This window comes from Flavobacterium sp. SH_e (genome assembly GCF_025717045.1).
Taxonomy (GTDB): Bacteria; Bacteroidota; Bacteroidia; order Flavobacteriales; family Flavobacteriaceae; genus Flavobacterium.
This window is the reverse complement of record NZ_JAOVZN010000002.1, coordinates 262,623-284,845: the sequence shown is the minus strand read 5'-3', so window position 1 is coordinate 284,845 and position 22,223 is coordinate 262,623. Positions and strand designations below refer to the sequence as shown.

Annotated in this window: 24 protein-coding genes; 16 read left to right on the top strand and 8 right to left on the bottom strand. The window is 32.4% G+C overall.

Annotation, left to right across the window (positions count from 1 at the left end):
• The first annotated feature begins 2 nt into the window (after positions 1–2).
• The 5 genes from OD917_RS04285 to OD917_RS04265 all read left to right on the top strand — a co-directional run bounded on the left by OD917_RS04285 (position 3) and on the right by OD917_RS04265 (position 4,528).
• Entirely contained in the window at positions 3–905 is a 903-nt protein-coding gene (locus OD917_RS04285; protein WP_111285721.1) for a ParB/RepB/Spo0J family partition protein, read from the top strand.
• The gene (locus tag OD917_RS04280) at positions 905–1,465 is read left to right on the top strand and encodes a DUF5683 domain-containing protein (protein ID WP_263522305.1); all 561 of its coding nucleotides are present in this window, start codon (positions 905–907) and stop codon (positions 1,463–1,465) included. Before OD917_RS04285 ends, OD917_RS04280 begins: the two co-directional genes overlap by 1 nt.
• Before the next feature lie 39 nt (positions 1,466–1,504).
• Positions 1,505–2,206, top strand: a complete 702-nt coding sequence (gene dapB, locus OD917_RS04275; RefSeq protein WP_263522303.1) for a 4-hydroxy-tetrahydrodipicolinate reductase — start codon at positions 1,505–1,507, stop codon at positions 2,204–2,206.
• 58 nt (positions 2,207–2,264) lie between these two features.
• Entirely contained in the window at positions 2,265–3,818 is a 1,554-nt protein-coding gene (lepB, locus tag OD917_RS04270) for a signal peptidase I (RefSeq protein WP_263522300.1), read from the top strand.
• A 95-nt stretch (positions 3,819–3,913) separates the two neighbouring features.
• Entirely contained in the window at positions 3,914–4,528 is a 615-nt protein-coding gene (locus OD917_RS04265) for a WbqC family protein (protein WP_263522298.1), read from the top strand.
• A gap of 96 nt (positions 4,529–4,624) precedes the next feature.
• On the opposite strand, the gene OD917_RS04260 is transcribed toward OD917_RS04265, so the two are convergent.
• The 7 genes from OD917_RS04260 to OD917_RS04230 all read right to left on the bottom strand — a co-directional run bounded on the left by OD917_RS04260 (position 4,625) and on the right by OD917_RS04230 (position 11,779).
• The gene (locus tag OD917_RS04260; RefSeq protein WP_263522297.1) at positions 4,625–5,671 is read right to left on the bottom strand and encodes an endonuclease/exonuclease/phosphatase family protein; all 1,047 of its coding nucleotides are present in this window, start codon (positions 5,669–5,671) and stop codon (positions 4,625–4,627) included.
• A gap of 17 nt (positions 5,672–5,688) precedes the next feature.
• Positions 5,689–6,552, bottom strand: a complete 864-nt coding sequence (locus OD917_RS04255) for a rhomboid family intramembrane serine protease (protein ID WP_263522294.1) — start codon at positions 6,550–6,552, stop codon at positions 5,689–5,691.
• A 43-nt stretch (positions 6,553–6,595) separates the two neighbouring features.
• Positions 6,596–7,408: a rhomboid family intramembrane serine protease gene (locus OD917_RS04250; RefSeq protein ID WP_263522293.1), complete on the bottom strand. Its 813-nt coding sequence runs from the start codon at positions 7,406–7,408 to the stop codon at positions 6,596–6,598.
• Entirely contained in the window at positions 7,405–9,345 is a 1,941-nt protein-coding gene (gene mutL / locus OD917_RS04245) for a DNA mismatch repair endonuclease MutL (protein WP_263522292.1), read from the bottom strand. The genes OD917_RS04250 and mutL overlap by 4 nt, the downstream gene beginning before the upstream one ends.
• Before the next feature lie 169 nt (positions 9,346–9,514).
• Entirely contained in the window at positions 9,515–10,195 is a 681-nt protein-coding gene (locus tag OD917_RS04240; protein WP_263522290.1) for a DUF6624 domain-containing protein, read from the bottom strand.
• 138 nt (positions 10,196–10,333) lie between these two features.
• Entirely contained in the window at positions 10,334–10,906 is a 573-nt protein-coding gene (ribH, locus tag OD917_RS04235) for a 6,7-dimethyl-8-ribityllumazine synthase (protein ID WP_179007973.1), read from the bottom strand.
• Between the two features lie 93 nt (positions 10,907–10,999).
• Positions 11,000–11,779: a tetratricopeptide repeat protein gene (locus OD917_RS04230; protein ID WP_263522289.1), complete on the bottom strand. Its 780-nt coding sequence runs from the start codon at positions 11,777–11,779 to the stop codon at positions 11,000–11,002.
• A 243-nt stretch (positions 11,780–12,022) separates the two neighbouring features.
• Here OD917_RS04230 and recF point away from each other — a divergent pair, with 243 nt between their 5' ends.
• The 3 genes from recF to OD917_RS04215 all read left to right on the top strand — a co-directional run bounded on the left by recF (position 12,023) and on the right by OD917_RS04215 (position 15,035).
• Positions 12,023–13,102, top strand: coding sequence for a DNA replication/repair protein RecF (gene recF, locus OD917_RS04225; RefSeq protein WP_263522288.1), 1,080 nt, complete (start codon positions 12,023–12,025; stop codon positions 13,100–13,102).
• A 114-nt stretch (positions 13,103–13,216) separates the two neighbouring features.
• Complete coding sequence (locus OD917_RS04220) at positions 13,217–13,894, top strand: DUF2461 domain-containing protein (protein ID WP_263522287.1); 678 nt, start codon at positions 13,217–13,219, stop codon at positions 13,892–13,894.
• Between the two features lie 76 nt (positions 13,895–13,970).
• A complete protein-coding gene (locus OD917_RS04215) occupies positions 13,971–15,035 on the top strand; it encodes a glycosyltransferase (protein ID WP_263522286.1) in 1,065 nt (354 codons plus the stop codon).
• 19 nt (positions 15,036–15,054) lie between these two features.
• Here OD917_RS04215 and OD917_RS04210 read toward each other — a convergent pair whose 3' ends face one another.
• Entirely contained in the window at positions 15,055–15,789 is a 735-nt protein-coding gene (locus tag OD917_RS04210) for a hypothetical protein (RefSeq protein WP_263522285.1), read from the bottom strand.
• A gap of 171 nt (positions 15,790–15,960) precedes the next feature.
• On the opposite strand from OD917_RS04210, the gene murB reads away from it, so the two are divergent.
• From murB to OD917_RS04170, 8 genes are all read left to right on the top strand, one after another.
• Entirely contained in the window at positions 15,961–16,974 is a 1,014-nt protein-coding gene (gene murB, locus OD917_RS04205; RefSeq protein WP_263522282.1) for a UDP-N-acetylmuramate dehydrogenase, read from the top strand.
• Positions 16,975–17,005: 31 nt separating this feature from the next.
• Positions 17,006–17,518, top strand: coding sequence for a hypothetical protein (locus OD917_RS04200; protein WP_263522281.1), 513 nt, complete (start codon positions 17,006–17,008; stop codon positions 17,516–17,518).
• 40 nt (positions 17,519–17,558) lie between these two features.
• Entirely contained in the window at positions 17,559–18,173 is a 615-nt protein-coding gene (locus OD917_RS04195; RefSeq protein WP_263522280.1) for an FMN-binding negative transcriptional regulator, read from the top strand.
• Positions 18,174–18,257: 84 nt separating this feature from the next.
• On the top strand, positions 18,258–19,364 hold the full coding sequence (locus OD917_RS04190; RefSeq protein WP_263522279.1) for a glycosyltransferase: 1,107 nt from the start codon (positions 18,258–18,260) through the stop codon (positions 19,362–19,364).
• Entirely contained in the window at positions 19,355–19,906 is a 552-nt protein-coding gene (locus OD917_RS04185) for an RNA polymerase sigma factor (protein ID WP_111285686.1), read from the top strand. The genes OD917_RS04190 and OD917_RS04185 overlap by 10 nt, the downstream gene beginning before the upstream one ends.
• Before the next feature lie 158 nt (positions 19,907–20,064).
• Complete coding sequence (locus tag OD917_RS04180) at positions 20,065–20,892, top strand: energy transducer TonB (RefSeq protein ID WP_263522277.1); 828 nt, start codon at positions 20,065–20,067, stop codon at positions 20,890–20,892.
• Positions 20,893–20,995: 103 nt separating this feature from the next.
• Positions 20,996–21,736, top strand: coding sequence for a DUF4184 family protein (locus OD917_RS04175; protein WP_263522275.1), 741 nt, complete (start codon positions 20,996–20,998; stop codon positions 21,734–21,736).
• Between the two features lie 57 nt (positions 21,737–21,793).
• Complete coding sequence (locus OD917_RS04170; protein ID WP_111285682.1) at positions 21,794–22,174, top strand: PH domain-containing protein; 381 nt, start codon at positions 21,794–21,796, stop codon at positions 22,172–22,174.
• The last annotated feature ends 49 nt before the right edge of the window (positions 22,175–22,223 follow it).

Sequence of the window (22,223 nt, the reverse complement as noted above, 5' to 3'; positions counted from 1 at the left end):
TTATGACAAAAGTAATTAAAAAACAAGCCTTAGGAAGAGGATTATCTGCCTTATTGAAAGATCCGGAAAACGACATTAAATCAGTAGAAGACAAAAATGCTGACAAAGTTGTTGGAAATATCATTGAATTGGAAATAAGCGCGATCGAGATAAATCCGTTTCAGCCTAGAAGCAATTTTAATGAAGAATCATTACGCGAATTAGCCACTTCTATTAAAGAACTTGGGGTAATTCAACCTATTACTGTTCGTAAATTAGATTTTAATAAATACCAGTTAATCTCTGGAGAACGTCGTCTTCGTGCCTCTACATTAGTAGGCTTAACACACGTTCCTGCATATATTCGTATTGCAAATGACAACGAATCTTTGGTTATGGCTTTGGTTGAAAACATCCAACGTCATGACTTAGACCCAATTGAGATTGCTTTATCATACCAACGTTTGATCGATGAAATTCAATTAACTCAAGAACAAATGAGTGAAAGAGTTGGAAAAAAACGTTCGACAATTGCCAACTACTTACGTCTTTTAAAATTAGACCCGATTATTCAGACAGGTATTCGTGATGGTTTTATTAGTATGGGACACGGTAGAGCAATTATCAACATTGAAGATTTAGACGTTCAAACTGATATTTACCAAAAAATAGTTAGCCAAAACTTATCTGTTCGTGAAACAGAGGCTTTAGTTAAAAATTACCATGAAGGTCAGCAACCAAAAGCAGAAGGAAAACCAAAAGCTGATTCTGCATTTGTTGTTAGAGAAACTCAGAAAAACACTTTCAACGATTATTTTGGCTCAAAAGTTGATATAAAAGTCGCTGGTAACGGAAAAGGAAAAATTACAATTCCATTTAATTCTGAAGCTGACTTTAACAGAATTATAAAATTAATAAACGGATAGTGAATAAAATTGTCCCCATTGGTCTATTGTTCTTTCTAACAGGAACCGTTTCTCTTTTTGCCCAGGTAAAAAAAGACACGGTTTTGGTCGTAAAAGACACTACTGCATTACAAGAAATAGATCCGCTTACACCAGCAAAAGCAGCTTTTTATTCTGCTATTTTACCAGGTTTAGGCCAAGCATACAATAAAAAATATTGGAAAATTCCGTTGGTCTATGGAGCAATCGGAACAAGTTTGTATTTCTATATAGACAACAATAAAAAGTACCACGAATATCGTGATGCCTACAAAAGAAGACTAGAAGGCTATAACGATGATGATTATCAATTTCTTGATGATGACCGACTTATTGCTGGACAGAAATTTTATCAAAGAAATAGAGATCTATCTGCTTTGTTTGTCGTTGGATTTTATGTTTTAAACATTATTGATGCCAATGTCGACGCGGCTTTGATACAGTTTAACGTAAACGAAAGACTTTCAATGCGTCCAGAAATCTACCCCTCCGATGTAACATTTAAACCAAATGTCGGACTAACTTTTAATTATAAGTTTTAATAGACCAGTTTTATTAAAAAAAATCAAAAATAAATCATAATGAAAATTGCGCTTTTAGGATACGGAAAAATGGGTAAAGTAATCGAAAGAATTGCTTTAGAAAGAGGTCATGAAATAGTTTTAAGAAAAGATGAATTAAATACCTATGACGGACTTTCAACAGCTGATGTTGCCATTGATTTTAGCGTTCCATCAGCAGCGGTAAGTAATATTTCAGCTTCTTTCAATGCTAATGTGCCTGTAGTTTCAGGAACAACTGGTTGGTTAGAACATTATGATGAAATGATTGCGCTTTGCAATGAGAAAAAAGGAGGTTTTATTTCTAGTTCAAACTTCAGTTTAGGAGTAAATATCTTCTTTGGCTTAAATGAATATTTAGCTAAAATTATGAGACAATTTGATTCTTATAAAGTTTCAATGGAAGAAATTCATCATATCCACAAATTGGATGCTCCAAGCGGAACTGCGATTTCTTTAGCTCAAGGTGTAATCCAAAACAGCAATTATGCTAATTGGACGATGGAAGATGCGAAAGCAAACGAAATTCGTATTGAAGCAAAAAGAATTGGAGAAGTTCCTGGAACTCACACCGTAAATTATGATTCTCCTATTGACAGTATCGAAATAAAACACACCGCACACAACCGCGAAGGTTTTGCTCTTGGTGCTGTTATTGCTGCAGAATGGCTTGCTGGAAAGCAAGGGGTTTTCTCAATGAAAGATGTATTAAACTTACAATAAATTGAATAAGGTTTTGGATTGTTAAAATCCTGAATTTGAAACTTAAAATACAATATTTATGACACTTTACTCTTGGTTCGTATTTTTCTTAGCTGTTCAAATCATTCATTTCCTTGGAACTTGGAAATTATATCAAGCAGCAGGAAGAAAAAGCTGGGAAGCAGCAATTCCGGTATATAATTCAATCGTATTAATGAAAATTATCGGGCGTCCTACTTGGTGGACCTTGTTGCTTTTTATTCCAATTATCAACTTAATTATGTTTCCGGTTGTATGGGTAGAAACTTTAAGAACTTTTGGTAAAAAATCAACCTTAGATACTATTTTAGGTCTTTTCACTCTCGGTTTTTACATCTATGTTGTAAATTACACTCAGAAATTAGAGTATAATAAAGACCGTAAATTAACTCCTGAAAACAAAACAGCTGACACTATTAGTTCTTTGCTATTTGCTATTATTGTAGCAACTTTGGTACACACTTATGTTGTACAGCCTTATACAATCCCGACATCATCTTTAGAAAAATCTTTATTAATTGGTGATTTCTTATTTGTGAGCAAAATAAATTACGGCCCTAGAGTTCCTATGACAACGGTAGCTTTACCAATGGTTCACGATTCTATACCTTTAACTAAAAGAAAATCTTATTTAAGCTGGCCACAATTACCATATTTTAGACTGCCAGCAATCGAAAAAATAAATCGATGTGATATAGTCGTCTTCAACTGGCCGGTCGATACAGTTCATTATTTCTTTGAGCCAAAGGGAAGACCAGGCGTTATCAAACCTATCGATAAAAAATCAAATTACGTTAAAAGATGCGTTGGTATTCCTGGAGACAGTTTATCAATAAAAGACGGTTTTGTTTACATTAACGGGGAAAAATTAGTTTTACCAGAGAGAGCTAAACCACAATATTCTTATTTAGTAGCTTTAGACGGAAAAACTTCTATTGATTTCGAAAGTCTATTCAAAGAACTAGACATTACAGATCCTGCAGGTTTCAGAACAGAAAAAAGAGATACACTTTTCTTAGGGGCATTGACAGAAGCTGGTGCTGAAAGATTTAAAAACACTCCTGGAGTTACTGCTGTAATAAGACAAGTTGATAAAGGAAATAACAATGCTATTTTTCCTCACATCAACAAATGGAACCAAGATAACATGGGACCAATTTATATTCCTCAAGCAGGAAAAACGGTTGCATTGACAAATGAATCACTTCCTTTCTACAAAGAAATCATTACAAACTACGAAGGAAATACATTAAAATTAGAAGGCTCTAAGTTTTTAATTAACGGAAAACCAACAACGACATACACCTTCAAACAAAACTATTATTGGATGATGGGAGATAACCGTCACAATTCTGAAGATAGCCGTTATTGGGGATACGTTCCTGAAGATCATATCGTAGGAAAACCAGTCTTCATTTGGATGAGCTGGGATACCAACGGAAAAGGCATCAATAAAGTTCGTTGGAGCAGAGTATTTACAACTGTAGATGGTGAAGGTCAGCCTCACTCTTACTTTAAATACTTCTTAATACTTCTTGCTATCTATTTCGTAGGAGATTTTATCTGGAAAAAGAGAAGAGAAAATAAAGCATAATTAAAAAAAAGTTATTTTTGTTTCAGGTTTCAAGTTCCAAGTTCACACAAAACTTGAAACTTGAAACCTGAAACATTTAAACAAGAATTAAAATCATGAATTCCTTAATACTTCCAACTTATTTCCCTTCAATTAGTCATTTTGCTGTAATTGCACAATCTGACAGCATTACTTTTGAAATGGAAGATAATTTCCAGAAACAGACTAATAGAAACAGAACCTATATCTATAGTCCAAACGGAATTCAATTATTAAATATACCTGTCAAACATTCTAAAGCAGCTCATCAAAAGACAAAAGACATTTTGATCGAAAATGAATTTGATTGGCAGAAACAGCATTTTAAATCATTAGAAGCCGCATATAGAAGTTCTCCGTTCTTTGAGTACTTTGAAGACGATATCGTGCCTATTTTCGAGAAAAAACACAACTTTTTAATGGATCTTAATTTCGAAGTTTTTGACACCGTAACAAAATGCCTTAGAATGAAATTCGAATTCGGGAAAACAACTGAATACTTTCACGAAGTACAAGACTTTGTAGATTTCAGGTATTTAGCAAATGGAAAAAAAGACGCTAATTCTTTCGAAAAATACACTCAGGTTTTTGATGACAAACATGGTTTTATCAATAATTTAAGTGTTCTAGACTTACTTTTTAACGAAGGAAAATTTGCTATTGATTACTTAAAAACACAGAAAATCATATAATTTATGAATTGTAAGTTATGAGGTATGAATTCTCATATCACCTTAACTTTTAACTTTTGCCTTTTAACTTTTGCCTTTTGACTTTCGACTAATAAATCATTCCATAGAAAGTCTTGTCATAATCGGATAGTGATCAGAGTTTTCGAAATCAGAAAAACTTTCAAATTGCTTTACTTTCATTTTACTATCTGTAAAAATGTAGTCAATTCTAGCTGGATAATATTTGAATTTATAAGTTGCGCCAAAACCTCCGCCAGCTTCTTCAAAAGCATCTTTTAGTTTTCCTTTGATATTTCTATAAACATACGAAAACGGGCTATTATTCATGTCTCCGCAAATAATCATTGGAGTTTTACATTTTTTGATATGCTCCTTAAAAATCTCAGCCTGCTCTTGCTGTTGCTCGAATCCTTTACTGATTCTGCCATAAATACGTTGTGATTTCTTTTGGTTTACATTATCAATATCATCTGATATTTCACTTACATCAGGAGAAATCTTAATCGATTGCAAGTGCATATTATAAACACGTATAACATCCTTTCCACGCTTAATATCAGCATAAACTACATTATTATCTGATTTTGGAAAAACAATATTTCCTTCCTCGATAATAGGAAATTTAGAAAAAATAGCTTGTCCTGTTTTGATTTTTTTTCCATCAATAAAAATATAACGGTGCGGATATACTTTTAAGTCCAAATGCGCCGAATTTGAATATTCTTGGATACATAAAATATCTGGATCTTTCTCGTCTATGAAAGCTTTTATATTTGACGGAATATCATCTCGGTCCAACCATTTAAAAACATTAAAAAGACGGACATTATAGCTCATTACAGAAAAATCCTTTTCGTCTTCTACATACTCTTTAGCAGAGAATTTGTAAAACTTACTAATAAATGTAATTCCTGTCAGCAAAACCAGACCAGACAAAATAAGGCGTTTTTTAAACTGAATAGCCCAATAAACGAAGAACAATCCATTTGCGACAAAAAAGGCCGGCATAAACAAAGTAAGCACCGATAAAAGCGGAAAACTTTTAGGTGCTAAAAAAGGTAAAACATAAACGCTAAATGTAAGCACAGTTAGGACTATGTTCAAAAAGAACATTACTTTATTAAACCAAGAAAGGTTTTTCATATTTATCTCCTACAAGTTTATTTTCCAGCTTTAAATAAAAACTCTTTTTCTTCTTTTGTCAGACAATCATATCCTGATTGGCTGATTTTGTCTAAAATCTCATCAATTTGTTGTTGCGTTTTGTCTTTCGTTACAATTCTTGATGTCGTTTTTTCTGTAGGTTTTTTGTAATTTTTATGAACTTTTCTAAATGGGGTCGTAGGGGATTTTCTAAAAAGATTTGCAAAGAAATCTAAGGTTTTAGAAACAACGGTACTTAAATCGGTACCATTTTGAAGTAATTTAATGTAAGCAAATCCGAAGAATGCTCCAGCCAAATGCGAAATATGTCCGCCCATATTTCCTAAACGGAACTGCATTAAATCTAAAATTATAATTACTGCTGTAATGTGCCAAAGTTTTACATTTCCAAATAAAAATAGTCGAACTTCCATTAACGGAGAATAGGTCGTTGCTGCTACTAAAATCGCCATAATAGCCGCCGAAGCACCAACAATAGATCCACTAATATTAGAAAAATAAAAACTTAATGCAAAAGCAACTCCAGCAAAAAGAGCGCTTAAAAGATATAATCCTAAATATTGCTTTTGAGTAAAATAGGTCAGAAACAATGTACTCGCAAAATTAAGAACCATCATATTGAATAACAGATGAAAAAATCCGTCATGAAAAAAAGCATAGGTTAAAAGAGTCCACGGTTTGAACATGAAAACCTGAGGATCGGATGACAAAGCAATCCAACTAGGAAAATCAAACTGACCAATTGAAAATTGATAGAAGAAAATAAGAGACACAATAAAACATGCAATGTTCCAATACATAACACGCATAGCAATACCTCCCAATCTATACTGTAATTTTAAATCGTCTAGAATATTCATAGAAACTTTTTTTGTTTTAGAATTCGTACTTTAAAGTTAAAAATTAATTCCAACGATTGTTATTAAACTGATTTTTTTTCCAGTAAAGCATCATTAAAAAACCTGCAATTGCACCACCAACATGGGCAAAATGCGCAATTCCAGTTCCACCGCTACCAAACAAAGAGCTTCCTTTAAATCCTAAAAATAAGTCAATTGCTAAAATGCCTGGAACAAAATATTTTGCTTTAATTGGAACAGGAATAAATAACAAAGCAAGCTGTGCGTTTGGAAACATAAACGCAAAAGCTGTCAGTAAGCCATAAATTGCTCCAGAAGCCCCTAAAACAGGTGATTGCACTACTGAACTTGCCTGAGCCAAAGAATTAAATTGCTCTTGCGTGCAATGTGCTTTATTTAAAATATTCGAAACTTCTCCTTGAATCATTTTTCCGCTAGAATCAAATAGAGAAGTATAATCAGCATTTAAAATCAAATGAAGTTCTGATTTAGATAAATTCAGATCAGATATAGAACTTAGAAGAGATTGCAACTGTAAATAATTCACACCGGTATGAAGCAACGCCGCGCCTAATCCACATGAAATATAGAAAAATAAGAATTTTTTTCCTCCCCAAAAATGCTCTAATGCAGAACCAAAGCTATATAATGCAAACATATTAAATAAAATATGAGCAAAATTAGGCAATGGTGCGTGCATAAACATATGGGTAATGATCTGCCACATTCTAAAATTATCACTCTCTGGATAATACATCATTAAATAATCATACGAAACTGGTACCAGCTGAGAACCAATAAAAAATATAATATTAATAATTAGCAGTTGTTTAACTACTGGCGTAATATTCATCATAAAGCAAATTTTTTATCTATATCTTCCACACGCATCGTGATAAAAGTAGGTTTTTGAAAAGGTGAAATATTTGGATCTTTACAGGCAAACAAACCATTTACCAAATTATCTTGTTCTTTCTCGGTTAAATAAGATCCCGTTTTAACCGCTAAACTTTTGGCCATCGATTTGGCAATTGTATCATTTTGACTGTAACTGTTCGCTGGAATTCCGTCTTGCAAATCACTCAACAATTGTTCAATCACTAGAGGAACTTCACTTTCTGTAATGTTTACCGGAATTCCTGAAATCACAACGTGATCTATTTTACTTTCGTCAAAAACAAACCCTGTTGTTGCTAATGAAGGTTTTAATTCTTCAATTAACTTCATTTCGGATGCCGAATAAAACAAATCCAAAGGAAAAAGCAATTGCTGACTTGCTGCTTGATTTACGGTCATATTAAGCAAAAACTGTTCGTACAAAATACGTTGATGCGCACGCTGCTGATCTACAATAACCATTCCTGATTTTATAGGCGAAACAATATATTTTTTATGAATTTGATACGTCTTTTGAGTTGCTTGTTCCACCTCATCATCATTGAATAAAGAAGAGGTTACTTCTTCATTTTCGAATGTAAAAGGCGAACTTTCTATACTTTCCGGATTTTCGGTATCTAAGCCAACATATAAACTTTCCCAGCTTGCAGTTGGTTCTACTCTTTTAGAATAACCCGAATAAGACGAACCTGAGTAAGATGAACCAGACCCAGAAGATGACGAACCTGAACTATAACTCGATGACGATCCAGAACTAGCTTTGCTATAATGCTGATTCGTTTTATCATCTGTAAACGGATTAAAAGTCCCATCAACCTGAATCGTAGGCACCTCCGCTTCCATATCTTTATAATGATATGGTGTATCTAAGTTTGAATCACGATCAAAATCTAAAACGGGCGCAACGTTAAATTGTCCTAAACTATGTTTAATCGAAGCTCTTAAAATAGCATATAATGCTTGCTCATCATCAAACTTAATTTCCGTTTTAGTTGGATGTATATTGATATCGATGGTATTTGGCGGAACTTGAAGATACAAGAAATAACTTGGCTGAGAGCCATCTTTTAGCAATCCATCATAAGCAGACATTACTGCGTGATGCAAATAACCGCTTTTAATAAAACGATCATTTACAAAAAAGAACTGTTCTCCCCTATTTTTCTTAGCAAATTCAGGCTTACAAACAAAACCCTGAATATTTATAATTTCAGTATCCTCGTTTACAGGAACTAGTTTTTCATTTGTTTTCCCAGACATGATACCCACAATTCTCTGACGGTAACCTGCTGCTGGAAGATTATATAATTCACTTCCGTTGTGATAAAAACTAAAATGAATATTTGGATGTGCTAATGCCACACGCTGAAATTCATCCATTACATGACGAAATTCAACTGTATCAGATTTTAAGAAATTACGGCGAGCAGGAATATTAAAAAATAAGTTTTTAACCGCAAACGAAGTTCCTTTTGGCAAAACCGCCACTTCCTGCGAAACAAATTTACTTCCTTCGATTATAATATGCGTTCCAAGCTCGTCCTGATCTTGTTTAGTTTTCAGCTCCATATGTGCGATCGCAGCAATAGAAGCCAAAGCCTCCCCGCGGAAACCTTTTGTTCCAAGTGAAAACAAATCTTCTGCCAGACGGATTTTTGAAGTTGCATGACGAGCAAAACACAAACGTGCATCTGTAACGGTCATTCCAACGCCATTATCGATAACTTGGACTAAAGATTTACCTGCATCTTTTATTATCAATTTAATATCAGTTGCTTTTGCATCAACAGCATTTTCTAACAACTCTTTTACAACTGAAGCTGGTCTTTGAACCACTTCTCCAGCAGCAATTTGGTTAGCAACGTGATCAGGAAGCAATTGAATAATACTCGACATTGAAAATTTTAGATTGTAGATTAACGATTTAAGATTTTTGATTTAAATCTAAACCAAGGTGCACAAATTTAATAAATTTCTCTTGGCTTTTAGAATAAGTAGTATCATAAAAAAAACAAAAACTACAACAGTCTATAAAACAGAATGATTGCTGTTAAGTCAAAAAAAATTAATTCATTTTCTTAATTTCATCCAGTGTATAAACTTTGTATTCAACATCCATTTCCTTAGCATATTCTTCAATTGTAGTCTCAAAACCTGCCTTTTTTCGGCGTTTATTAACTTTTGATGGATCTTCCATTGGAGAAAAATAATAGAAAAATTCTTTGCGATTTGTTTCTGGATTTGTTCTTAATTTACCTTGTATTTGTGTTCCGTAAATTTGTTCTTTTCCCTGCTGAGTTAAATATCGATCCTTCATCATTGCAAAACGAGTAAAAGATATTTCACCTTTTTTAGCCGCTTGTTCAATCAAAGGCAAATATTGAGCTATTTCAGAACTGTGCTGAATCACATAAAAAGCAGCAACATTTGTAGGTTCTCCAACCAAAGTTTTTCCAGGGTAACCAAATTCTGTAATGATTTTTTCAATCTTTATTAAATTAATAGAATCCTGAGTTTTCATAATCAGCCAAATTCTATTTTTAAAAGATGGATCATTCGCATATCCGGCTTCTTTAATAATTTCTTCTTTTCTTGTTTCAGATTTTACAGAAACATACTCTCTAAGCAATTGATCCGATTTCATAATTGAATCTAGCTCGATTTTTAAACTTTGATTGATTTTATCTTGAGCATAATTCGCACAAAAAAACGAAAGAAAAAGAATTAGAAGTAAACTTTTTTTCATAAAAATGGAATTTTACATTAATTCAAATGTAATACAGTTCTTAAGCAGTTAATTCTTGGCAAATCACAAAAAAAGCATAAAAAAACCTATACTATTGTGACACAGTATAGGTTTTAATATTTTTAAAACAAATGTGTTTTATTCGTTTTCAATTTTTCTAGGAGAATCTTCAATTTGCAATGCCCCAGAAGTCAATAAAGGCTGATTGAAAGCATGAGATATTGAAGCTTGCTGACGAATATAAGCCATTTTAATTGCTGCAATTGCGGCTTCAGTTCCTTTGTTTCCGTGAACTCCCCCACTTCTATCAATTGACTGTTGCATATTATTATCTGTTAAAACACAGAATATAACTGGAATATCTGTTTGAACATTCAAATCTTTAATTCCTTGCGTAACACCTTCGCAAACAAAATCAAAATGTTTGGTTTCTCCTTGAATCACACATCCGATTACGATAACTGCGTCAACGTTTTGTGTTTGAAGCATTTTTTTAGCTCCGTAGATCAACTCAAAACTTCCTGGAACATTCCAACGAATAATTTGTTGAGCAGGAACGTCGCAATCAACTAATGCGTCAAAAGCACCATTATAAAGTCCTTCCGTTATAGTATCATTCCATTCAGAAACAACAATCCCAAACCGAAAGTCTTTCGCGTTTGGGATTGTGTTTTTATCGTATTCTGATAGATTTTTATTTTCAGTAGCCATCTGTAATATTTTAGATTTTTGATTTTCGTCCCGAAGCCTCGGGATAGATTCGTAACTACAAATCTACAATCTTAAATCTAAAGTCTAAAATTTTTATTGCGCTAATCCAATCAAAGCATCAACAGATGCCGCTTCTGGAGTACTGTCATAATTATCTTTAATGTCATTGAAATATTTCAATGCATCTTCTTTTTGTCCTAAAGCTAAAGCAGTTTTTCCTGCTTTTAATAAGAAACGAGGTCTTGTAAAATCGTTTTTGTTAGACTCAGCAGCTTTCACATAAAAATCAAGAGCTTCTTTTTGCTGATTTTTTTGAGAGTAAGCATCTCCAGTTGCACCTTTAGCTAAAGCGCTTAAGATAACGTCTTCAGATTTAAATTCACCTAAATATTTAATTGCCTCATCATATTTACCAGTATTTAAGTAAGCGATACCAGCATAGTAGTTTGCTAAATTTCCAGCATCAGTTCCAGAATATTCGTCAGCGATTTTAATAAATCCGAATTTACCTTCTGAACCGTTTAATGATAATTTGAATAATGAATCGCTAGAAACACCATTTACAGCTTTTTCAAAATTTTGTTGAGCAACAAACATTTCGCTTGCAGCTTCTTCTTGTTTAGGAGTTGCAATGAATTTTTGGTAAGCCAAATATCCAATTGTAGCAACAGCAATACCAGCCACTAAACCAATAATGATTTTTTGATTTTTAGCCACCCAATCCTCAGTTCTTGAAGCTGTTTCGTCTAATTTTGAGAAAACTCCAGCTGTTGTACTGTCTTTTTCGTCAATAACTACTTGTTGTTCTTCAGTAACTTCTTTTACTTCCTTTTCTTTTGGTGTCTTATATCCTCTTTTATTGTAAGTTGCCATTTAAAAATTATTTAGTGAACGGCAAAAATAAAATTTTTCTTGAAACTGAGGCAAAAAAAATCAATTTTATCACTATTTTAAAAAAAATATTTTCGGGATTCTCTTGTCCTTCCGCGAAAGCGTGAAAATAAATTGGCTCAAGAATACCGTAAAGCCAATTATATCGATAATTTTCGGTAATTTGCACCCTCAAATTTGCACTTCCCTAATACGGTGAAAATTTTACACAAGGAGTCCTGAAAAATGCATTTAAATAAAATCTCATTATTTAATTATAAAAACTTTTCCGAAGCCACTTTTGATTTCGACATCAAGATCAATTGCTTTGTAGGAAAAAATGGTATTGGCAAAACCAATGTGCTTGATGCTATTTATCATTTAGCTTACGGAAAAAGCTATTTTAATCCGCTTGCCGTCCAAAACATCAAACACGGCGAAGAGTTTTTTGTGATTGATGCCGAACTGGAAAAAAAAGAGAGAACCGAACAAATTGTCTGCAGTTTAAAAAAGGGACAAAAAAAGGTTTTAAAACGAAATGGAAAACCTTATGACAAATTCTCCGATCATATTGGCTTTATTCCGTTAGTTATTATTTCGCCCGCAGATAGAGATCTGATCGTTGAAGGAAGCGAAACGCGCCGTAAATTCATGGACAGCGTGATTTCGCAATTAGATTCTACTTATTTGCATGAATTGATAAATTATCAAAAAGTGATTACGCAGCGAAATGCTCTTTTGAAATATTTTGCCTTAAATCATGTTTTTGACAACGACACCTTGTCTATATATAATGAACAATTGCAAGGTTACGGAAAATCTATTTTTGAAAAACGAAAAGATTTTCTCGAGCAGTTTATACCTATATTTAATAGACATCATCAAGCAATAACAGGATCTGAGGAAAAGGTTCAGTTGGTTTATGAAAGTCATTTGTTCGAAAAAGACCTTTTAACGCTTTTGCAAGAAAATATCAATAAAGACCGAGCGCTACATTATACAACTGTTGGAACTCATAAAGATGATTTGTCTTTTGAAATTGATTCGCATCCAATAAAAAAATTCGGATCCCAAGGACAACAGAAATCTTTCCTAATTGCTTTAAAACTGGCCCAATTTGAATTTTTGAAAAAACAAAGTGGTGTAAAGCCTATTCTTTTGTTCGATGATATTTTTGACAAATTGGATGAAACACGTGTTGCCAAGATTGTAGAAATGGTAAATAGCGAGACATTTGGACAGCTTTTTATTTCAGACACACATCCCGAAAGAACCGAAGCAATTGTAAAATCGACGCATCAGACTTATAAAATCTTTAATTTATAAGTCTTGAAAAATGGTACAATTTGTATCAGTTTTAAGGGTTAATCCCAAAATAGAAATCAGTAAATTAGCCTAGGTGAAATTTAAAAGAAACAACTGCAATAAATATTAAGGAATATGCTAACGAAAGAATCATTGCAATTTTTAGACGATTTAAGAAAAAACAACAATCGAGAATGGTTTCAGGAAAATAAAAAGAGATATGAAGTTTTCAAGAAAGATTATCATCAATTGGTAAATGATTTTCTTGACGCCATGAAGCCGCTTGATTCTTCATTAGAATTATTGGAAGTTAAAAACTGTACTTTCAGAATTAACCGTGATATTCGTTTTTCTAAAGACAAATCGCCATACAAAGCACATTTAGGGATCTGGATGTCTGGCGGAACAAAAGGTTTGAACCGTGCCGGATATTATGTTCATATTGAGAAAGGCGCAAGTTTTATCGCCGGTGGATTTTATTCGCCTGAAGCGGAAGACTTAAAAAAAGTTCGTAAAGAAATTGCTTTTTTCTATGATGATTTACAGGAAATTTTAAACGACAAAAACTTCAAAAAAGAATTTGGAAGTTTAGATGTAAACGAAAACAATTCGCTTAAAAGCATGCCTCGCGGTTACGAAAAAGACCATCCAGCAATTGAGTTTTTAAAATTGAAAAGTTTTACGGCAACTCAAGTTTATAATGTCTCTGAAGTGATGGAGAAAGATTTTGTAAAGAAAATGAGCCAAAAACTTATTGCTTTAAAACCTCTAAACGAATTCATCAACCGCGCTTTAGATACTGAAGAATTTTAGAGATAAAAAAAAATCGCCACGAATTCACGGATTATTCAAAATTAATTCGTGAATTCGTGGCGAAAAAACTTTTATAATGAATAGGAAAATACTTTTTCTTGGAGAATCTTACCGTGCTGACGCCATTACTTGGATGAAAGGTCTGAAAGAATTTGGAGATTTTGAAATAATTACTTGGGAACTTCAGACTCCAAATAATCAAAGATTTAAACGCATTTTAGAGTACTTCTTTGCTCCTTTTTCTATTCAAAAAATAATCAGAAAAGAAAAACCAGATATGGTTATTGCAGAAAGAACAACCAGTTACGGTTTTCTTGCTGCATTATCTGGATCTAAAACCATTGCGATTGCGCAACAAGGTCGAACCGATTTATGGCCTGAAACTTCAGTTTTATATCCTTATAAAAAATTCATTCAGAAATATGCTTTTAAGAAAGCACATTTAATTCATGCTTGGGGGCCAGTAATGGCAATTCACATGAAAGCAACTGGTGTTGATATGAATAAAGTTTTAATACTTCCAAAAGGAATTGACTTATCTCTTTTTACTCCTTCTACTAATAATTCAAATAAAATTGAAGCAATTGTTACACGTTCGCTTCAGCCAGAATATCGACATGATTCTATTCTAAAAGCTTTCGGAATTTTAAACCAAAAAGGAATTGATTTTTCTCTGACAATTGTTGGCGATGGAACAAGATTACAGTTTTTGAAAGATTTAGCCAAAGAACTTCAAATAGAAAACAAAGTGATTTTTACAGGAAGAATTCCGAATACGGAACTTCCAAAATTATTACAGCAATCGAATATTTATATCAGTATGCCAATTACCGAAGGCGTTTCTGCGTCTTTGTTTGAAGCAATGGCTTCTAATTGTTTTCCTATTGTTTCTGACATTCCTGGAAATCAAAGCTGGATTACGCATCGCGAAAACGGTCAATTAATTGAAATTGATAATATCGAAATGCTAGCCGAAGAATTAATCTGGTCTTTTGAAAATCCCGAATTGCGAAATGAAGCGATTATTCGAAACAGGGAATTTGTGGAGGAAAATGCGAATTATGACGTTAACATGAAGGTTATTTCAGAGAAATATCATGAGTTGCTTGATTTACAAAATAGAACGCTAAACAAACTGTAAACTTTTTGCTTTTAAATTCTTAGCCTCTATTTTTTGGATACGCTAAAGAGACTTTTTTATTATGAGAATCATAAATTACATAATGAAATTCTTTATCATCCTTTAAAATTAGAAATTCTTCTAAATCTCTTTTTGTAGAAAAAACAACTTTGCAATTAGATAAATCAATCTGTTTTTTAGAATCAATACAATCGTTTATAATTTCTTGCTGATTATTTCCATTTGTATTTTGCCATACATAATCATACTTTCTCCATTCTTTGTAAAAATTATTGGCCATTTGAGTATACAGCATTTCATCTCTATCATCCTGCAAAACTCCACTACTTGGAATTAAACGAATTTTATCTCCTTCTTGATAAATATAAAAAATCCCCAAATCTTTAATAAAGTCTTCTTTATTCGTTTTTTTCATTCCACATGTCAAACCAACAAAACGGATATTCTTTACAATCAGATGTATATGATCATTATCAACCATTGTATAAGTTCCTGAGGTAAAAGCAAAACAATCACTAAGACATTGCATTGCTTCATCACTTGAAAATGTGCCATCTAAATTGAATGTTACAGTACGTCCTTCATATTGTTGTTTTTCCTTTATTAAAGAATATTCTGCGACATTTGTATATCCAATTATTTCTCTTGTTTCCCATTTCCCTACAATGTCACTTTGAGCAAAAGAGGAAATTGATAAAAACACATTTAAAATTAAAAAAAAGAATATTCTGTTTTTAATAATTGATTTTGACATGATTATCTGTTATAAACTAATTCAAACTTACAAAAAAAACGAAATCTGATTAAACGTAAATTTGTTAAGTTTCACATTTTAAATGAAAGCTTTTATAAACTTTACACCCTTACAGGCTAAACCAAAACTTATAATTCCTATTTTTGACACAGATTAAAAAGCCTTTTATTTATGGAAATCCAATCCAATTTTTCTTTAAAAAAATATAACACTTTTGGCATTGAAGCCAGTGCAAAACAATTCGCTGCAGTTCATTCTATTACTGAACTAAAGACAATTTTACAAGAAAACAAAAACGAGAAAAAGTTCATTTTAGGAGGCGGAAGCAATATGCTTTTAACCAAAGATATTGACGCTTTGGTTATTCACATTGATTTAAAAGGCAAAAAAATCACAAAAGAAGACGATGATTTTGTTTGGGTTGAAAGTCAGGCTGGAGAAACTTGGCATGATTTCGTACTTTGGACAATCGACAATAATTTTGGCGGTTTAGAAAATATGTCGCTAATTCCTGGAAACGTAGGAACAACTCCAGTCCAGAATATCGGTGCTTATGGAACTGAAATTAAAGATACTTTTATTTCTTGCGAAGCTATGAATATTGCAACTCAAGAAATGAAAACTTTTGATAATGCTGAATGTAATTTTGGATACCGCGAAAGTATTTTCAAACATGAAGTAAAAGACCAATATATTATCACTTCGGTTGTTTTTAAACTGACTAAACGCAATCATAAAATCAATACTTCTTATGGAGATATTTTGGCTGAGTTGGCTAAAAAAAATATCTCAGAACCAACATTAAAAGATGTTAGTAACGCCGTAATTGCTATAAGACAAAGTAAATTACCAGATCCTAAAGAATTGGGAAATAGCGGAAGTTTCTTCAAAAATCCGATTTTACAGAAATCTGATTTTGAGAAAATCCATCAGAAATTCCCTGAAATGAAATATTATGAAATTTCAGATACAGAAGTTAAAGTTCCTGCGGGTTGGCTTATTGAACAAGCAGGTTTTAAAGGAAAACGTTTTGGAGATGCAGGCGTTCATAAAAATCAAGCTTTGGTTCTAGTGAATTACGGAAATGCAACTGGACAGGAAATTTTAGCGGTTTCTAAAGAAGTTCAAAAAACCGTTTTTGAAACTTTTGGCATTCATATAGAAGCCGAAGTGAATGTGATTTAAGAACAGGAATTTCCATCAAATTATAACTTTAATGAAAAAACTAAATGTTGGAGTTCTACTAATTCAATTTTTTGGGATGATTTTCCTAATTAATGGAATTCTGCAATTAAGGATTTACACGGCTGCTGAAAAAGTTATTTGCATAAAAAAGCATTGCAATGCTCAAGAATCAAAAAACTGGAGCACTTTGTTCCCCACAAAAGAAGATGCTTTAAGTTTTTGGCCCAATATATATGTCTGGATATTTTTGGGTTTATTATTCGGAATTTTAGCTATTGGCTTCTTAAACTGGAAAAACAAACTTTCCTCAATAAACACGATTTTACTTGCCTTAGCACTTTATGTTTTAATGAGACTTAAATTTTTTAGAAAAGAAGTAATCTCTCATCTTTTTCGTCCTATCAGAACAATGCTTTCCAATGATTTTGCAACGCAATGTTTAATTGAAGGAGTTGTTTTTACTGTTATCGGAATATTTATTTTATATTTAAGTGTAACTTCAAATCTATTCCTTTTACAAAAAGACACAGCCGAAAATCAATAAGGAATCGAAACCTAGAAATGTTTGACTAAATCTTAAAAAAATGTACACACCAGATTTATATAAAAACGAAAATCCTGAAGAAATTAGAAATTTTCTAAAAGAAAACAGCTTCGGAATTCTGATTAATCAAACCAACGGAAAATTATGTGCTACACATATCCCGATAGAACTTGAACTTAATAATGATGGAAAAGAGATTTTGCAAGGACACATTTCAAAATTAAATCCGCAAGCAGAAGGTTTTAGAGAAAACGATCAGGTTTTGGCTGTTTTTACAGGTCCGCACAGTTACATTTCTTCTTCTTGGTACGATCATGAAAATGTTCCAACTTGGAATTACATAGCCGTACATGTTTATGGAAAAATCAAAATCGTAGATTATGAAACTTCAGTCGAGCAATTAAAAAAATTGGTTGATAAATACGAAGCAAATTCTAAAAACCCAGTTCGAGTTGAAGATTTATCTGCAAAAACAATGCGCGAAGCAAGAGGAATATTTGGTTTTGAAATAGAAATTGATGAAATTCAAGCAACAAAAAAACTTTCGCAAAACCGTGACGATTATAATTATAAAAACATTATTTCTGAATTGGAAAAAACCGAAAACCCTCAGTCTATTGCTGTTGCAAAAGAAATGTCAAAATGCCGAAAGTAAATCGGTTTTTAGCTATTGAAATTAGCTAATTCATAGTACATTTGTACACCAGAATTTGAAATTAATAGACACCAAATAAATCAGATGCTTATATACATATTTTACTTTTTTATTGCTATTGTTGTTGTTCAACTATTTTATTATCTCGGAATTTTTGGAAAGTTTGCTTTTAGTAAACCGCAGCATGTTACGCCTAAAAATCTTCCTGTTTCAGTAATTGTATGTGCTAAAAATGAAGAAGAGAATGTGAAAAAATACATTCCGATTTTGGCTCAACAAGACTATCCTGATTTTGAAATTGTTCTTATAGACGATGCCTCAAGTGATGAAACTCTTGAAGTTTTCGAAGAATTTGAAAAAGAATTCTCAAACATTCGTTTGGTTAAAGTTGAAAACAATGAAGCTTTTTGGGGAAATAAAAAATATGCTTTGACACTTGGAATCAAAGCCGCAAAAAAAGATTATTTATTGTTTACAGATGCAGACTGTTATCCAGCTTCTAAAGATTGGATTACTTCTATGACTTCGCACTTTACGACAAACAAAACTATTATTTTGGGTTATGGAGGTTACGAAAAAGTAGAGCGTTCGTTTTTAAATAAAATCATTCGTTTCGAAACGATTCTTACTGCAATTCAATATTTTTCATGGGCAAAAATAGGTCTTCCATATATGGGTGTAGGCCGAAACTTGTCATATAAAAAAGACGAATTCTTCAATGTAAATGGTTTTATTGATCATATCCAGGTTCGTTCTGGAGATGATGATTTATTTATCAATCAAGCGGCAACAAAGGCTAACACTACTATTTCCTATAGTCCGGAAAGTTTTACTTATTCACAACCTAAGAAAACTTACAAAGAATGGTTTACTCAAAAAAGAAGACATATTTCTACAGCAGAACATTATAAGTTTTTTGACAAAATGCAGTTAGGATTATTCTTCCTTTCACAATTATTTTTCTTTTTATTAGTTATTATTCTATTGGCTTTCCAATTTGAATGGATCGCCGTATTAGCAATTTTAGCAACACGTTACACCGTTGTTTGGACAGTAATTGGATGTTCGGCAGGAAAACTAAAAGAAAATGATATTAAAATTTGGTTTCCAGTTGTTGAGATAGCACTTATATTAACGCAAATTAATATCTTTATAACTAATATCTTTTCAAAACCAGTATATTGGAAATAAATTCTAAAATAGAAAAAGCAAAAAAAGGCGATCAGATCGCCTTTACTTTTTTATTAGATCATTATTGGAATGAAGTGTATTCGTTTATGCTTAAAAGAACCGAAAATGAAACTATAGCTGAAGATATCACGATTGAAACTTTTTCTAAAGCTTTTGACAAGATAACCTCTTATAATTCTGAATTTAAATTCAATACTTGGCTTATCGCCATTGCAAAAAATGTCTACATTGATTTGTTACGAAAAAAGAAAACCAATCTTTTTATAGAAATAACAGACAACGAAGATCAACAGGCATACAACATTGCCGACCCTACTCCATCAGCAGAAGATGCATTAATTAAGGAACAGAATCTTTCTCGTTTGCTTCTTTGCATCAAAGAACTTAAACCGCACTATCAAGAAGTAATTCAGCTTCGTTATTTTCAAGAAATGTCTTATCAGGAAATTGCTGTTAAGATAGACGAACCTTTAAGCAGTGTAAAAGTAAAACTTTTGCGTGCGAAAAAATTATTAGCAGAAATTATCGAACGTAATAGATAATTTACTATCTTTAGATAAAGAATAATACACTATTCGTATTTTTATTCTTAAAATAATATATTTCTACAACACTAAAACTACAACTTTCACGTTGTTAGCTCAAACCTAAACCTTTTCGCGTATGATTTAAAGTTACTTAACCTTAAAACCCAAAAATTATGTCTAAATTAAGCATTTATGAAAACAAGTGGACCGATCTTGTTTTCGAGAACAAAAACAAAGAGTACGGCGCTTATCAATTACGTCAAGAGAATTCTAAAAACTCTATCACAGCTCTCTTTATGGGTTTATTGTTATTAACGGCTTTAGGAAGCGCATCTGTGCTAATTAACAAATTTAAGCCTTCAGTAGTTGAAGTCGAGCCCGAACCAATGATTTACGATCCAATTACACCCGTAAACATGGATCCAACTGTTGTGCCTCCGCCGCCAGCTCCACCTGCACCAGTAGTTGAGCAAAGCGCAGTAAAATCGACAGATGCAAGTCAATTGATTAATCCAGTGGTGACAAGACCAGAAGAAGCAGTTGACAAAATTGCTCCAAACACAGAAAACGCACCAGTTGTAGAAAACATTAGCGGAACAGGAACTGCCGTTAATGTAATGCCTTCAACAGGAGGAGATGGTAGCGGCGTTGCTGCCTCTACAGCACCTAAAATTGAAGAACCTCTTTCTTCAGCAATTTTGGATAAACAACCTGAATTCCCAGGTGGAATTGGGCAGTTTTACAAATATGTTGGAAACAATTTCCGCAGACCAGAGTTGGATATGGAAAAAACATTGAAAGTATATGTTTCTTTCGTAGTTGAAAAAGACGGATCTCTAACAGATATTATTGTTAGAAATGATCCAGGTTACGGAATGGGCAAAGAAGCCATTAGAGTTTTAAAATCTTTGAAAACAAAATGGAGTCCAGGAATTTTAGACGGAAAAGCTGTAAGAACTGCATATAACCTTCCAATTACAATAAAAACGGAAGTTGAATAAATCATAAAAAAGCAGAACTTAAGTTCTGCTTTTTTATTTACCTTTAATTTATGAGTCGATAGTCAAAATTCATTGAAACTTCGTAAATTAAAATTCAACTTTAATGCCTTTTACCTTTTCGCATCCCGCAATAATCCTTCCTTTAAAGTATCTATCAAAATCATGGTTTTCTACGACGGCTTTAATAATTGGAAGCTTAACTCCAGATTTTGAATATTTTCTGCGAATGAAAGTTAAAAGTGATTATAGCCACACTTTTGCTGGTATTTTTTGGTTCGATTTACCACTCGCACTTCTACTGACTTTTATATTTCATAATATAATTCGAAATCTTTTGTTTCGAAATCTTCCTTCATTTATCCAAAATAGAGTTTTAATTTTCACAGATTTTAATTGGAATCTGTACTTTAAAAAAAAATGGTTTATTGTACTGATCTCTCTAATCATTGGAATTGTTTCTCATCTTTTTTGGGATGCTTTTACACATAATCACGGTTATTTTGTAAACGAAATTGCTATTTTGAGAAATACAATATCTGTTTTTGGAATAGAAATTCCGATTTGGAAAATAGCACAACACTCAAGTACTTTTATCGGAAGCATTATAATAATTATAGCTTTTCTTAAACTTCATCAAGATTTAACTTTCAAAATATCTATTGACAAATTGTACTGGGGTGCTGTAACGCTATTCACTTTTGGTATTTCATGCATTAGATTTATTGGAAATCCTAAAGCTTTGCATATTGGAAACTTAATTGTTTCCTTTATTGGTTCTTTTTTACTTGCAATTACTATAATTCCGCTTTTAATTAAATTCAGATCAGTCTTAAAAAATTGGTAAAATCAATTACTTTTACTTCTTCTAAAGACAATTTATTTAACTAATTACTACAACAAAATGGGAATATTTTCAGCTATTCTTGGCAATGCAGGTTCTGTAAGCCAAGAAGATTTACTAAAAAAATACGGACAGCTTTTGACTGCAAATGAAGAAATTGAAATGGGTTTTAAACTTATTCGCGATACTTTCATTTTTACTAACAAAAGATTAATTCTAGTTGATGTTCAAGGAATCACTGGAAGCAAAACAGAATACAAATCTATAGCTTATAAAAACATTACAAGATTCAGTGTAGAAACTGCAGGAACTTTTGATCTTGATGCCGAATTAAAAATCTGGATTTCTAGCGAGCAGCAGCCTAGTATTGTAAAACAATTCAATAAATCTGTGAATGTTTATGAAGTGCAAAAGATTCTTGCATTTCATGTTTTAGGATAAAAAAGAAACCCGACAGAAAACTGTCGGGTTTTTATACATTAAAAAACAG

Excerpts from the sequence above, each read along its gene's own strand:
- murB (WP_263522282.1), top strand. The coding sequence starts at position 15,961 with ATGGAAATCCAATCCAATTTTTCTTTAAAAAAATATAACACTTTTGGC.
- mutL (WP_263522292.1), bottom strand. The coding sequence starts at position 9,345 with ATGTCGAGTATTATTCAATTGCTTCCTGATCACGTTGCTAACCAAATT.
- OD917_RS04255 (WP_263522294.1), bottom strand. The coding sequence starts at position 6,552 with ATGAATATTCTAGACGATTTAAAATTACAGTATAGATTGGGAGGTATT.
- OD917_RS04200 (WP_263522281.1), top strand. The coding sequence starts at position 17,006 with ATGAAAAAACTAAATGTTGGAGTTCTACTAATTCAATTTTTTGGGATG.
- OD917_RS04180 (WP_263522277.1), top strand. The coding sequence starts at position 20,065 with ATGTCTAAATTAAGCATTTATGAAAACAAGTGGACCGATCTTGTTTTC.
- dapB (WP_263522303.1), top strand. The coding sequence starts at position 1,505 with ATGAAAATTGCGCTTTTAGGATACGGAAAAATGGGTAAAGTAATCGAA.
- OD917_RS04190 (WP_263522279.1), top strand. The coding sequence starts at position 18,258 with ATGCTTATATACATATTTTACTTTTTTATTGCTATTGTTGTTGTTCAA.
- recF (WP_263522288.1), top strand. The coding sequence starts at position 12,023 with ATGCATTTAAATAAAATCTCATTATTTAATTATAAAAACTTTTCCGAA.
- OD917_RS04215 (WP_263522286.1), top strand. The coding sequence starts at position 13,971 with ATGAATAGGAAAATACTTTTTCTTGGAGAATCTTACCGTGCTGACGCC.
- OD917_RS04265 (WP_263522298.1), top strand. The coding sequence starts at position 3,914 with ATGAATTCCTTAATACTTCCAACTTATTTCCCTTCAATTAGTCATTTT.
- OD917_RS04285 (WP_111285721.1), top strand. The coding sequence starts at position 3 with ATGACAAAAGTAATTAAAAAACAAGCCTTAGGAAGAGGATTATCTGCC.
- OD917_RS04260 (WP_263522297.1), bottom strand. The coding sequence starts at position 5,671 with ATGAAAAACCTTTCTTGGTTTAATAAAGTAATGTTCTTTTTGAACATA.
- OD917_RS04170 (WP_111285682.1), top strand. The coding sequence starts at position 21,794 with ATGGGAATATTTTCAGCTATTCTTGGCAATGCAGGTTCTGTAAGCCAA.
- OD917_RS04250 (WP_263522293.1), bottom strand. The coding sequence starts at position 7,408 with ATGATGAATATTACGCCAGTAGTTAAACAACTGCTAATTATTAATATT.
- OD917_RS04210 (WP_263522285.1), bottom strand. The coding sequence starts at position 15,789 with ATGTCAAAATCAATTATTAAAAACAGAATATTCTTTTTTTTAATTTTA.
- OD917_RS04240 (WP_263522290.1), bottom strand. The coding sequence starts at position 10,195 with ATGAAAAAAAGTTTACTTCTAATTCTTTTTCTTTCGTTTTTTTGTGCG.
- OD917_RS04195 (WP_263522280.1), top strand. The coding sequence starts at position 17,559 with ATGTACACACCAGATTTATATAAAAACGAAAATCCTGAAGAAATTAGA.
- OD917_RS04175 (WP_263522275.1), top strand. The coding sequence starts at position 20,996 with ATGCCTTTTACCTTTTCGCATCCCGCAATAATCCTTCCTTTAAAGTAT.
- ribH (WP_179007973.1), bottom strand. The coding sequence starts at position 10,906 with ATGGCTACTGAAAATAAAAATCTATCAGAATACGATAAAAACACAATC.
- OD917_RS04220 (WP_263522287.1), top strand. The coding sequence starts at position 13,217 with ATGCTAACGAAAGAATCATTGCAATTTTTAGACGATTTAAGAAAAAAC.
- OD917_RS04230 (WP_263522289.1), bottom strand. The coding sequence starts at position 11,779 with ATGGCAACTTACAATAAAAGAGGATATAAGACACCAAAAGAAAAGGAA.
- lepB (WP_263522300.1), top strand. The coding sequence starts at position 2,265 with ATGACACTTTACTCTTGGTTCGTATTTTTCTTAGCTGTTCAAATCATT.